This window comes from Treponema sp. OMZ 855, assembly GCF_024181145.1.
Classification (GTDB): domain Bacteria; phylum Spirochaetota; class Spirochaetia; order Treponematales; family Treponemataceae; genus Treponema.
In genome coordinates this window covers 1,705,829-1,718,196 of sequence record NZ_CP051194.1, presented here as the reverse complement: position 1 = coordinate 1,718,196, position 12,368 = coordinate 1,705,829, and the positions used below count along the sequence as shown (strand labels likewise).

12 protein-coding genes are annotated in these 12,368 nt (G+C 46.4%); 8 read left to right on the top strand and 4 right to left on the bottom strand.

The features are described from left to right. Window positions 1-12: 12 nt before the first annotated feature. Complete coding sequence (gene alr, locus E4N65_RS07730) at window positions 13-1,140, bottom strand: alanine racemase (RefSeq protein WP_044017261.1); 1,128 nt, start codon at window positions 1,138-1,140, stop codon at window positions 13-15. 135 nt (window positions 1,141-1,275) lie between these two features. Here alr and E4N65_RS07725 point away from each other — a divergent pair, with 135 nt between their 5' ends. The 8 genes from E4N65_RS07725 (at window position 1,276) to E4N65_RS07690 (ending at window position 9,883) form a co-directional block, all read left to right on the top strand. Continuing rightward, entirely contained in the window at window positions 1,276-2,574 is a 1,299-nt protein-coding gene (locus tag E4N65_RS07725) for an FTR1 family iron permease (protein WP_044015767.1), read from the top strand. A gap of 160 nt (window positions 2,575-2,734) precedes the next feature. Continuing rightward, window positions 2,735-3,358, top strand: a complete 624-nt coding sequence (locus E4N65_RS07720; protein WP_044015769.1) for an iron transporter — start codon at window positions 2,735-2,737, stop codon at window positions 3,356-3,358. A gap of 457 nt (window positions 3,359-3,815) precedes the next feature. Beyond that, window positions 3,816-4,859: a Fe-S-containing protein gene (locus E4N65_RS07715; RefSeq protein ID WP_232502157.1), complete on the top strand. Its 1,044-nt coding sequence runs from the start codon at window positions 3,816-3,818 to the stop codon at window positions 4,857-4,859. Window positions 4,860-4,889: 30 nt separating this feature from the next. Further along, a complete protein-coding gene (locus E4N65_RS07710) occupies window positions 4,890-6,167 on the top strand; it encodes an ABC transporter permease (RefSeq protein ID WP_253672612.1) in 1,278 nt (425 codons plus the stop codon). Window positions 6,168-6,212: 45 nt separating this feature from the next. Next, entirely contained in the window at window positions 6,213-7,349 is a 1,137-nt protein-coding gene (locus tag E4N65_RS07705) for an ABC transporter permease (RefSeq protein ID WP_044015773.1), read from the top strand. Between the two features lie 14 nt (window positions 7,350-7,363). After that, complete coding sequence (locus tag E4N65_RS07700; RefSeq protein WP_044015775.1) at window positions 7,364-8,050, top strand: ABC transporter ATP-binding protein; 687 nt, start codon at window positions 7,364-7,366, stop codon at window positions 8,048-8,050. Window positions 8,051-8,174: 124 nt separating this feature from the next. After that, window positions 8,175-8,660: an FMN-binding protein gene (locus E4N65_RS07695; protein WP_253672610.1), complete on the top strand. Its 486-nt coding sequence runs from the start codon at window positions 8,175-8,177 to the stop codon at window positions 8,658-8,660. A gap of 5 nt (window positions 8,661-8,665) precedes the next feature. Beyond that, entirely contained in the window at window positions 8,666-9,883 is a 1,218-nt protein-coding gene (locus tag E4N65_RS07690) for an ABC transporter permease (RefSeq protein ID WP_253672608.1), read from the top strand. Here E4N65_RS07690 and E4N65_RS07685 read toward each other — a convergent pair. The 3 genes from E4N65_RS07685 to E4N65_RS07675 form a co-directional block, all read right to left on the bottom strand. Beyond that, window positions 9,838-11,463, bottom strand: coding sequence for an ATP-binding cassette domain-containing protein (locus tag E4N65_RS07685; RefSeq protein ID WP_253672606.1), 1,626 nt, complete (start codon window positions 11,461-11,463; stop codon window positions 9,838-9,840). The genes E4N65_RS07690 and E4N65_RS07685 overlap by 46 nt on opposite strands. A gap of 133 nt (window positions 11,464-11,596) precedes the next feature. After that, a complete protein-coding gene (locus tag E4N65_RS07680; RefSeq protein ID WP_253672604.1) occupies window positions 11,597-11,977 on the bottom strand; it encodes a TfoX/Sxy family protein in 381 nt (126 codons plus the stop codon). Between the two features lie 2 nt (window positions 11,978-11,979). Continuing rightward, a complete protein-coding gene (locus E4N65_RS07675; protein ID WP_253672602.1) occupies window positions 11,980-12,357 on the bottom strand; it encodes a nuclear transport factor 2-like protein in 378 nt (125 codons plus the stop codon). Window positions 12,358-12,368 lie beyond the last annotated feature (11 nt).

Below are 12,368 nucleotides of genomic sequence, written 5' to 3'. Positions count from 1 at the left end.
GGGCGCGGCTGCTTATCGGCTTTCGTTCACAAAGACACGGGGAACACGCTTGTGGATACCGCAGGTGATTTCGTAGGGAATAGTGCCTGCAATGTCTGCCAGTGTTTGTGCGCTGTTGTCCTGAGGGTTGGGGCCGAATATGCACACCTCATCCCACCGTTGTACCCACGGGTGCGCGCCGAGGTCAACCATGCATTGATCCATACATATTCTACCGATAATCGGAAAGAATTCGTTGCCGATGCGTACTTTTAGTCCGGGCGAAAGTGCGCGGCGTAAACCGTCTGCATATCCGATCGGGAGGGTTGCGATATAGGTATCCTGAGGAGCTGTCCAGTTGCGCCCGTAGGAAACGCAGGTGCCCGCGCGTATCTGTTTTATCAGCACTACCTGCGTTACCAGTTCCATAACGGGTTTTACGTCGATAGCCGTTGCCGTATCCTGTAAGGGCAGGTAGCCATAGGCGAGGAGTCCGGGGCGAACCATATCAAACCGAGCTTCGGGCATCATCTGCACCGCGCCTGAGTTGGCGGCATGAACGAGCGGGATGTGTATGCCTGTCTGTCTGATTGCTTCGACGGCATCGCTAAAACGTTCCAGCTGATCTTTTGTAAAAGCGCGGTCGGATTCCGAATCGGAATCCGCAACGGCAAAGTGGGTTGCAACGCCTTGCAACCGTAAATTTTTTGCCCGCACAATTTGGGTCGCCAGTTTTACCGCTTCCGACGGCTTGCAGCCTATCCTGCTCATACCGGTATCTATTTTAAGATGTACCGCAACGGTTTTCTTTTGCGCATCGGCCGCGCGATTGAGTTCATTGATGAATTCCTCATCGATAACAAGCGGTTCCAGTTTATAGTCTATAATAGAATCTATTTCTTCCAAAATCGGCAGACTGAGCGAAATGATGGGGGCGACAATGCCAGCCTCTCGAAGCTCTATACCTTCCTGTACGGAAGCGACGGCAAGGTATGAAACTCCTGCTCTGATGGCTGCAATCGCTGTCCGTATGGCTCCGTGTCCGTAGGCATCAGCTTTAACCGGTAAACATATCTTTGTTTCCGGGGCAAGGGTTTGTTTGATTTGGGTAATGTTATGTTTCAGATTATCCAGATGGATAATCGCTTTTGTTGCACGCATGGGCGGCATTGTACTGCAAACGGCAAAGAATTGCAATTTATATTTTTGTCAACTGTGCTTAACCCTTGACATTATTTTTATGAGTGATATACTAACGGCATATTTGTAAGTTTTAGCTAATTAGTTGAGGGCTTTATGTATATTACACAGAATAAAAAACATGCCTTTGCCGCAATTTTGTTCGCTTTATCGTTCATATTTATTCCGGTTAGCGGACTGTATGCCGCAAACGACGAAGAGGTGCTGGATTCGTGGACAGGAATTGTAAAAAAGATGGAAGTGCACCTCAATAATGCCTACGATCTTTATACTCAAGGGAAATCCAAAGAAGCGTATGACGAAGTGAACGTCGCGTACTTTAGATTTTATGAATCTAAAGGGATGGAAAAGATAACGATGGGGTACCTTTCCGGTGCGCGTAAGACAACGGTAGAAAATGCGTTTTACGAATACCGCCGGAACGTCTACAGCGATAAAGATAATGAGATGGTAAAAGCGCATAAAGATAAGCTTATTGCAATGCTTTACCATGATGCAGCCGAGCTTGACGGCACGTTGGACGAAAGCGGCAGCGAGACTGCAAATACCGCTCAATCGGCAGTTGTTGCAACGTTTATTTCCTGTTTTGTATTGGTACTCCGCGAAGGCTTGGAAGCAATCCTTGTTATCGCCGCTATTATCGCCTATCTTGTAAAAACGGGGAAAAAGAAATATATCATGTCGGTATATGTCGGTGCGTTGGGCGGTATCTTGGTAAGTATTCTGTTGGCCTTTTTGTTCGGCGCTGTTGCCGGTGCACAGAGCGGCATCGCTCAGGAAGTTTTTGAAGGCATCGGTATGTTTGTCGCAGTTATCGTGTTGTTCTATGTCAGTAACTGGATGCTTTCAAAGTCCGAAACCGAAGCATGGGAGCGGTACATTCATAAGAAGGTTGAAGCATCGGTTTCTACCGGAAATAAATGGGTCTTAATTTTCGCGGCCTTTATTGCAGTTGCGCGTGAAGGCGCCGAGCTTATTCTCTTTTTCCAGGGCGTTCCCGTTCATGGAACGAGCGGCAGGAATGCAATGATCTTGGCGATTGTGCTGTCAGCGGTTGTTTTGATTGCGGTGTTCCTAGTATTTAGGTTCTTAACCGTGCGGTTGCCATTAAAGCCTTTCTTCTTGGTTACCAGTATATTGATGTATGCGATGTGCTTTTCGTTTACCGGAAAAGGTGTGTCGGAACTGCAAGCTGCCGGTGTTGTCAATAAGACCGTTATTCCGTGGATGAGTTTTGAAATGGACTTCCTCGGTATTTATGCAACGTATGAAAGTCTCATCCCGCAGATTATCGTGCTTGCGGTGATTATCACAATGTCTGTTGTGTATGCAAAAAAGAATAAACAACAGCGTGCTCAAATTGAAGCTGAAAAGGCGAGGATTGGGCAAAAGTAAAAAAATATAGGGCGATCTCAAAAGCAAAGTTTTTGAGATCGCCGATGACAACTGCTTTTGGGCTGCCGGATTGTGGAAAATAACTGGTGTCCTACAAGGCTGTAATGAATGTGAAACAAAAAGAAAATAAAGATATATTATTTAGGAGGATAGTTTCAAAATGAAGAAAACAGTATCTTTTCTTTTTGCACTGATTGCAATCGCTTTTGTGCTTGCATCATGTGACAAACCTGCGCAAAAGCAGGAAATGGCAAAACCTGCCGCAGAGCAAAAAGCTGCGGCTCCTGCACCGACTGCAGAAGAGGCAGCAGGTTTTGATGAGTTCCCAATCGGGGACGAACAGGATGTTGGTCCGCTCCACATCGGTGGCGTTTACTTCCAGCCGGTTGACATGGAACCTGCCGGAAACAGCCTTTCCAAGAACGAAGCTGACTGCCACATCGAAGCGGATATCCACGCAAATGATGAGGGTAAGGTGCTTGGTTACGGCGTAGGCGACTTTGTTCCGTATCTTCATGTTAAGGCTTATGTTCAAAAGCAAGGCTCGAGCAAAGTGCAGGAAGTTGCATTTATGCCGATGAATGCCGATGACGGCCCCCACTACGGTGCAAACATGAAGTTCGAAGAAGGTCTCGGCAAATACAATGTCAAATTCGAAATCAAAGCTCCGGGTAACGATTACCTGTTGCACGTTGACAAAGAAACCGGTGTTACCGGCCGTTTCTGGACGGAACCGCTCGTTGTCGAATGGAAAGATTTTGAATGGAAAGGACCTCAGTGGTAAACAGTATGCAGTTTTAAGGCGGTGCCGGTTCATTTAAATAGTTAATCGGTATGCCTTACAATCAACCTGTTTGGAAACTTCCGTTTCGGGACAGGTTGTCTTGGAAACTGCTTTGCCACACTAAGCGGTAACCGTTATTCTTTCTCTTTGCAAGATACTCCTATTAAAAGGTATATTTTGGGAAGGAGTGGCGGTTACCGCCGGTTTTTTCTTGGAGGTGTATCATCTTAAAATTTTATATAAGAGTTTTTGAAGCAGGTATCGCCTTTGCATTGGTGTTAGCCGTTGTATTTGCTTCATTTAAAACTCAAGAGTCCGAGAGAACGGAAGAATCCCAAAAAAAAAACGGCTTGTTGTTTTAATAAGTATGCTGCTGGGCTTTGCCGGCAGTATTGTTTCAGCAATTCTTAGATCAATTCCCAACTATATAAATAGAACACGTTTCGCTTTTTGGTGCATGGTTCCTGTTACCATCGCACTTCTCTTTTTACTCATCCTGCTTTTTATTTCACCCAATCTTAAACGAAAGATAGCACATATATATGAAAATCTTTTTAGTGCGGCAATTTTCTTATATGCAGCTTCGATGCTGTTTTACTATCTTCCCGTTATTATCATGCTGGCAACCACATTGGTAAATTACGGCGAGAGCGCAGTAAGTACGATTGTCTTATTCAGACTGATAGGCTATGTACTCGGTATTGTGTGTATGCTGTGCGCCGGTTTAGCGATCTATAAAACGTTGATTAAATTATCGGCCATAGAACTCAAGGTATCGGTTGCCGGAGCGCTTTGCATTTTTGGTGTTACGCAGGTGGTTGTTATTTTACAGCGCCTCTATTCGTTGGGGATTATTCCTCGCAACGACTTTATCTTTGCATTCATTGCCGCGGTCGTAAACCACGGAAATTTCTTTACCTTTGCAATTATCCTATTCATTATGATTCCGCCGATTATCCTCTGGCGGAAGAACCGGACAATTACGGAAACATATCACAACAATGCGGAACTGCGGAAACTGAAAGCGCAAAAGCGCAACGCACGCCGGTGGGCGAAATTTTCGCTGGTCTTGCTGATCGGTTCGGTTTTATCTCTGTCTGTGTTGCGGCACTATGTCGACCGAGAAGTTCCGCTTTCGCCGCCGGAAAATTATACGATTGCCGACGGTATGGCGATGATTCCTATTTCGGAATTGGAAGATGATAAGCTGCACCGGTATGCGTATACTTCGGAGCAGGGGATTGAAGTCCGGTTTATTGCCATTAAAAAGAGCGAAGGCTCTTATGGCGTAGGACTTGATGCGTGCGATATCTGCGGTCCTACCGGATATTTTGAACGGAACGGGGAGGTTATCTGTAAACTCTGCGATGTCGTGATGAACAAGGGAACTATCGGCTTCCCGGGCGGATGTAACCCTGTGCCGGTTGCGTATATCATCCACGATGAAAAGATCAAGATAAAGATAGCCGATCTTGAAGCGGAAGCGCACCGCTTTAAATAGGAATATCCAGATGGAGGTTCGATAGCAATTATGTTTTGGAGAATGATAGCCGGTTCCCTCTTCCGTCAGAAAGGGAAGATGGCGATGATTGCGTTTACCATTGCGCTGGGTGCGAGTCTTTCAAGCGCAATGCTCAATACGATGCTCGGAGTAGGGGATAAGGTAAATCAGGAGCTGAAAACCTACGGAGCGAATATCAATGTCGTGCATAAAGAGGCCTCGCTTCTCGATGATATTTACGGAGTAGAGTCGGGGAGTACCAAAAAGTATTTACGCGAGGATGAGCTGTATAAAATTAAGACTATATTTTGGGCGTACAATGTTGTTGACTATGCTCCGTTTTTAAACGTGTCCGTTGAATATAAGGGCCAAAATAAGCCCGTCCGTCTGACCGGTACATGGTTCGATTATAAAATAGACTTGCACACCGGACAGGAAGTTATTACCGGTATCCGGCGGATGCGAACGTGGTGGGAAGTAACCGGTGCATGGGCTTCCGATACCGATGATTCCAGCTGTATGATCGGCAGCCTTTTTGCGGGGCGTAATGCCATTCATGTCGGTGATGTAATCGAAGTAACAGGCCCTGCCGGAACCGCATCGTTGACTGTTTCCGGTATATTCAATTCGGGCAGCAACGAGGATGAGTACATCTTTACGACTATTCATACGGCGCAGCGCCTGTTAGGAAAAACCGATGTATGTGAAAGTATCGAGGTAAGCGCCCTTACGACGCCCGATAACGACCTCGCACGAAAGGCCGCGCGGAACCCTTTGAGTTTAACCATCAAAGAGATGGAGGTATGGTACTGCACCGCGTATGTCAGCAGTATCTGCTATCAGATTCAGGAAGTGATTACCGATGCCGTTGCAAAACCGGTGCGGCAGGTTGCCGAATCCGAAGGGGCGATTTTAAATAAGACCACGCTGCTGATGCTCTTAATCACAATTTTGAGCTTGCTCGCTTCCGCATTGGGGATTTCCAACCTTGTAACGGCAAGCGTGATGGACAGACGCGCGGAAATCGGTTTAAAGAAAGCGATCGGTGCGAGTAATACAGCGGTTACCGTATCGGTACTGACGGAGATTATGATTATCGGATTAATCGGCGGAACAATCGGCTACTTTGCAGGTTTGGGTCTGACGCAGATTATCGGACGGAGTGTATTCGGTTCGGCTATTCCTCCCGCACCGATGGTGATTCCGATTGTCGTGCTTATCATCTTCCTTATTACCCTGCTCGGCAGTCTGCCTTCGGTACGGTATTTGCTTAAACTCAACCCTACGGAGGTGCTGCATGGAAAATAAAATGCACGCCGAAAGCGGAAAGAGCGGATACGGGAGTGAACTATTATGACAAGAAATAGAATGTATTTAAAGATGATTACAAGTTCGCTGATACGTCGCCGGTCGCGGATGCTTGTCGCGTTGTTGGCAATCGCAATCGGTTCTACGGTGCTGTCGGGCTTACTGACTATTTACTATGATATTCCGCGTCAGATGGGGACGGTATTCCGCTCATACGGCGCAAATGTGATATTCCTTCCGGCGGAAAGCGAATCCAAGATTACGCAGGAGCAAATCGACGCTATTAAGCAGGTAATCGATTCTGAGAAGCTGGTCGGGTTTGCGCCGTATATTTATCAGTCGGCAAAGGTAAACGAACAGCCGTACATGATTGCCGCGACCGATTTGGAAAATGCACGGAATAACAGTCCGTATTGGCTTATCCGCGGGGACTGGCCGCACAATAAAAAGGAAGTGCTGATCGGGCACGAAATAAGCCGCAATATCGAATTGTCGGTCGGCGATACCTTTATCGTCAATACGCCGAAGGCAAACGGCGATGTTACCGTCAACGAATGTACGGTGTCGGGTATTGTTACCACCGGCGGTGTAGAAGAAGAATTTATCTTTATGAGCCTTGAGGACATCAAAGGTATTATCGGGTACGATGATCAGTTTGATGTTATCGAATGCAGCATCGACGGCAATCAGGAATACCTTAAATCGATAGCCGATATGGTGTCGAAGCAGGTGAACGGTATTACGCCGCGGCTTGTAAAACGTGTAACGGAATCTCAGGATGTAGTTTTGAGCAAGCTGCAAGCACTCGTGTGGATTGTTACCATCATTGTGTTGTTCTTAACGATGATCTGCGTAACGACGACGATGATGGCGGTTGTCGCAGAACGCAGAAAAGAAATCGGACTTAAAAAAGCGCTCGGCGCTTCGAACAGCAGTGTTGTGAAAGACTTTATGGGCGAAGCGGTGATGCTCGGTTTGATCGGCGGTATCTTGGGCGTGGTATTAGGCTATGTGTTTGCGGACAACGTGAGTATCAGCGTATTCGCCCGCGAGGTTTCGTTTCCGGTACAGCTCGCGCCGTTTACGGTAATCGCCTCGATTATCATCACGATTGTTTCCTGTTTATTCCCGGTACGCGCCACGGTAGACATCGACCCCGCTTTGGTTTTACGCGGGGAGTAGCAAAGGAGGATTATATGGATATTTTAACATTGAGCGGAATTTCAAAGATTTACGGCGACTTAAAAGCCTTAGACAACATAAACTTAAACGTAGAAGAAGGCGAGTGGCTGTCGATTATGGGACCGTCCGGTTCCGGTAAAACGACGCTGATGAACATCATCGGCTGTATGGATAAGCCGTCGCTCGGCAAGATTGAGCTTGCGGGGCAGGATATTTCAAAATTATCCTCGAAGGAATTAACGGTCGTACGGCGGGATACCATCGGCTTGGTCTTTCAGCAATTCCACCTCGTCAACTATCTTACCGCGCTTGAAAACGTGATGATGGCGCAGTATTACCACAGTATGCCCGATGAAGAAGAGGCGATGGAAGCGCTTGCGAGCGTCGGCTTAAAGGAGCGGGCAAAGCACTTACCCAATCAGCTGTCGGGCGGAGAGCAGCAGCGCGTGTGTATTGCCCGCGCGCTCATCAATCACCCTAAGCTCCTGCTTGCGGACGAACCGACCGGCAACCTCGATGAAAAAAACGAGCGGTTGGTTATGGAGATTTTTGAAAAGCTGCACAATACCGGCAGTACCATTATCGTTGTTACTCACGACCCCGAGGTTGCCGATCAGGCGGAACGGATGGTTGTACTTGAGCACGGAAAAATCGCGCGCATCGAAAAAATGAGCAGAACACGGCCTGTGCTGCAAAAATAAGATGTGCAGGGAAAAATACATCAGATGCGTTTTTAACAACAAGAGCCTGATGTGTCTTTCCCTTTTTCTAACATAAATTAGACGAAGGTTTAAAGAAAATTTCATACAAATAAGGAAGTAAAGAATGAAAAAAACAACTTTGTGTATGTTCACAATTACATTGGCACTTGCAGCGTTTTGTTTTGCAGGGTGTAGTAAAAATGAAGGTGCAGCGCAGCAGGCCGGACAATCGGCACAAGCTGTACAACCTACGGTACGGTATAAGGATGGCGTTTACAAAGCGGTTTCCGGTATTAAAGACGATTGGGGCGGAAATGCCGAGGTAACGATAACCGTTAAAGACGGTAAAATTACCGACTGCGAATTTCTGTCCTACGAGAAGGACGGAACGCTGAAAGGCGAGAACTACGGCAAAACCGACGGAGTGATTAAGAATGCCGGTTTATATAAAATTGCGCAGAACGCAATTAAGAATGCCGAAAAGTACGGACCGAAACTGGTTGAAACGCAGCAGCTTGATAAAGTGGATGCGATTGCCGGAGCGACTGTATCTTATGAACTGTTTGAGAACGTAGTCGGTATTGCGCTTAAACAGGCAAAGGCAGAGTAGTAACGATGGCAGTTTCCGAACCGGTCAAAAAATTAACGGTTATCGAACTTGCGAAACAGAACCTTAAACGCAAGCCGTTTAGGACGGTGAGTTTGATTGTGCTGACTGCGGTGTTGGCGTTCAGTCTTTTTGCAGGCAGCTTTTTAGTCAAGAGTCTGAACGGCGGAATGCAGTCGCTGTCGAACCGGCTGGGTGCAGACATCATTGTCGTGCCGCAGGGGTATGATTCAAAAATCGAAAGCGCACTGCTGCGGGGTGAACCGAACAGCTTTTACTTTAAGTCCGAGGTTGTAGACCGCCTTAAAAAGATTGAAGGTGTTGATCTCGCTTCTCCGCAGCTTTTTATCGCAACTCTTTCCGCCGGATGCTGTTCGTTTCCGTTGCAGGTAATCGGCATCGACTTTGATTCCGATTTTAATATCAAGCCGTGGCTCGAAAGACAAATTCGGTTACCGCTTACCGATAACCAGATTGTCGTGGGCAGTAACATTGTCGGGGATACGCATTCCGAGGTTAAGTTTTTTAATCAGCCTTTTGTGATTACGGGGCGGCTCGCGAAAACCGGTATGGGCTTCGACAATTCCGTGTTTATGACGATTGAAAATGCAAAGCGGCTTGCAAAAGAATATGAGCGGATTATGGAACATCCTGTTGCGCACGACGAGGATCTTATCTCCAGCGTTATGGTGCGGATCAAACCGAATGCCGATGTCAAAACAGTCGCTCAGCGCATCCTCACTGAGTTTGAAGGCGAACAGATTTATCCTCTTATTTCCAAGCTGATGATGACCAATATTTCCGCAAGTATCGTAAACCTCAATGTGTATATTTATGTGCTGCTTGCTCTGCTCTGGCTCTTGTCGTTCATTGTACTTGCGGTGTCGTTTTCTTCGATATTCCATGAGCGGAAAGAAGAATTCGGAATGCTGCGGATTATCGGCGGTACAAAGAAAAAACTTGCGCAGCTTGCTTCTGCCGAAGCGTTTATCATCAGTGCATCAGGTGCGGGAATTGGGACGGTACTATCCTGCTTAATTGTCCTCTTGTTTAATCAGGCAATTATCGCCGGTCTTAAAATGCCCTTTCTTACGCCGCCGGTTTTGTGGATACTGTTGTGCGCCCTTTCAACCTTATTAGCTATTTCGCTTATCGGACCGCTTGCTGCGCTTAAAACCATTCACGGATTTACCAAGCAAGAGCCTGCGTTACAGCTGCAAGGATAGGGATTATCTATCCGTTCCAACATTCCGCAACTGCCGGTTTTGATAATCCGCCATAATTCCGTGCAGTTGCAATTTTGCAGGAAAACACTGTCATGGCTGATGATAATGAGTGCGCATGATATTTTTGCAAGGGCAGTTTCGAGAAGTCTAACAGAAAGAATATCCAAGTGATTGGTCGGTTCGTCCAAAATAAGAACTTTGAGTTGGTTTGACATTGCAAGTGCAATCATGAGCTTGCGAAGTTCGCCGGGACTGACCCGTTTGCTGTCAGTAAAGGTAAGCAGCGCTTTGGGATTCGATCCCATGCGGTACACCGTAGAAAGAATTTCACTTCGCAGTTCTTTATCGAGCGAGAAGAAGTGTGCTAACACTGCTTGTTCTTCTGCTTTCGGAATTTCCTGCGGCAGATAAGATGAAAGACTTTCTCCATCGCTTTTCTTTTGCAGATCAGCTTCCCGTATCCGGTTTAATATTGTATGTGCAAGCAATGTCTTTCCTGTTCCGTTGGCTCCCGTCAGCGCAATGCGGGACTGCTTTTGCACCGTCAATTCGGGAATCTGCAAGGTATAACTGCCATCTTCTCCTGCACTGATGATTTGAGGCGGCAGGTGTATGAGTACCTTTGGAATGAACACTGACGTGTCTGCTTGCGCCGGTGAAAACCCTTCCTTACGGTTCAGCGGTTTTGCTTGAGTATCGCGGCGTTTTTCGGCTTGTTCACGGCGGCTGTCAAAACATTTTTTTACGGTGCCCGGCGTACGGTCTTTACCGGTAACAATGGCAAGGCGGATTTTTTGTGCTGCATCGTGGTCTTTGCCGCCGTACACATTCCTCAGGCGGTTCTTAGAATGTTCTGCCTCGCGCTGCCACATATCGGAAAGTGCTTTTGCTTTTGAAACCCCTGCATCCGCTTTATGCCACTCCGAAAGGCAGGAAGCTCGCTCTGTGTCCCAAAGTTCAAGCGCTGTACTTACATTCGCAGCATAGAGCTTACCTCTGATTGAATCGGCTCCGTCTGCGAACGCTGCCGATTCCCGATATAAGTAGAAGGTAGCGGTACATAATGAATCGGCAAAGGCGCGGTCATGACTGACAATGAGCCCTGTGCCGGTAAACAGTTTTAAGGCATTTATAATGAGCTCTTTTGAAACGGCATCCAAGTGATTGGTCGGTTCGTCAAGCAGCAGAACCGAAGGACGCTCCGCTAAAGCACAGGCAATTTGCAGCCGCTTCTTTTCTCCGCCCGAAAGCGTTTCCCAGCGTTCAAGCTGTTTTGCCGTAATATTAAGCAGCGAGAAAAAGCGACGCACTTCGTTATCCGCATCCCAGAACAATGTATACGCAGTATCGGGCAGTTCCGTACTGTTTTGCGCACAGTATACTGCCGATTCGCATTTAATTATCCCTGAAAGCGGCGGAAGCATCCCTGCGATTAATTTGAGTAATGTCGTTTTTCCGCAGCCATTTGCACCGGTAATACATGTCCAATGGGATGTTCCTCCAAGCGCTGCGGAGAATCCGTCGAATAATGTCTCCGCAGAATCCGGATATGAAAAAGAAATATCTTGTAGTGTTATCATGTATGCTGTATTCCTTCATTCAATGAGTAATTATCGTATTATAAATTATTTCTCGCCCTTCTCCGATACGGCTTTTGCCACATCGTCTATCAATTTTGAAAAATCAATTGCGTTTTTCGGGCTGATGACCGGCTTACCGGTTTCTGTTTCGATTTCTTTTCGTGTACATCCTGCAATGTTGCCGCCCCGTTGTGCTATTTTTTTGTTTCATTTTCGGCGCCGGTAATTCATCATACATTGCATTAAACAAGCCCGTTATAAATGCTTTGTCATCGACTTCGTCTACTAAAAGCATTTCTTTTGCGCCTTGATACGGCAATTCGTAGGAAGCGTTCGGCATATACGCAATTGCCGACGGAACCGCTTTTACCAGTAAGCGGTCATCGTAGATACCGCCCACAATTTTATCTCGATAGTAAATGATAAATTCTCCCATCATTGCGCGATAGCGTATGTCTTGCAATTCAGATAACTGCTCCAAAATGAAGTCTAAATATGTTTTACTCGATGCCATAATTATCCTTTAGTTATGATTTTTCTCCCGAGCCGTTTCTCCAATCTCCACTGCGGTGGGACTCCATCGTCTTCCCAATATTCATCCATCGCAATTATTTTATCATCTTTTAATTTTATAAACGATACCACATGAAAAGAACTTGTTCTATCGACACTGTATACGTTGACAGCGGTGATAATTAAATCATCGGTTTGTTCTATCCTTTCGATTGTTCCATCCCATGTTCCCGGATACTCGCAATTTGCTTGTATGTATTCTTCAACCGTGAAATGCTCATTGGTACAATGCCAGTTGATATATGCGGAATCGGAAAAGTAAGTACGTAATTGTTCGGTATCTTGTTTTAATACTGCGTTCAAAAAATCTTGTATGTTCATAACCAGCCTCA

Bases quoted from the DNA above. Each gene is read 5' to 3' on its own strand.
- E4N65_RS07695 (WP_253672610.1), top strand. From the start codon at position 8,175: ATGAAAAAAACAACTTTGTGTATGTTCACAATTACATTGGCACTTGCA.
- E4N65_RS07705 (WP_044015773.1), top strand. From the start codon at position 6,213: ATGACAAGAAATAGAATGTATTTAAAGATGATTACAAGTTCGCTGATA.
- alr (WP_044017261.1), bottom strand. From the start codon at position 1,140: ATGCGTGCAACAAAAGCGATTATCCATCTGGATAATCTGAAACATAAC.
- E4N65_RS07715 (WP_232502157.1), top strand. From the start codon at position 3,816: ATGGTTCCTGTTACCATCGCACTTCTCTTTTTACTCATCCTGCTTTTT.
- E4N65_RS07710 (WP_253672612.1), top strand. From the start codon at position 4,890: ATGTTTTGGAGAATGATAGCCGGTTCCCTCTTCCGTCAGAAAGGGAAG.
- E4N65_RS07700 (WP_044015775.1), top strand. From the start codon at position 7,364: ATGGATATTTTAACATTGAGCGGAATTTCAAAGATTTACGGCGACTTA.
- E4N65_RS07690 (WP_253672608.1), top strand. From the start codon at position 8,666: ATGGCAGTTTCCGAACCGGTCAAAAAATTAACGGTTATCGAACTTGCG.
- E4N65_RS07720 (WP_044015769.1), top strand. From the start codon at position 2,735: ATGAAGAAAACAGTATCTTTTCTTTTTGCACTGATTGCAATCGCTTTT.
- E4N65_RS07685 (WP_253672606.1), bottom strand. From the start codon at position 11,463: ATGATAACACTACAAGATATTTCTTTTTCATATCCGGATTCTGCGGAG.
- E4N65_RS07725 (WP_044015767.1), top strand. From the start codon at position 1,276: ATGTATATTACACAGAATAAAAAACATGCCTTTGCCGCAATTTTGTTC.
- E4N65_RS07675 (WP_253672602.1), bottom strand. From the start codon at position 12,357: ATGAACATACAAGATTTTTTGAACGCAGTATTAAAACAAGATACCGAA.
- E4N65_RS07680 (WP_253672604.1), bottom strand. From the start codon at position 11,977: ATGGCATCGAGTAAAACATATTTAGACTTCATTTTGGAGCAGTTATCT.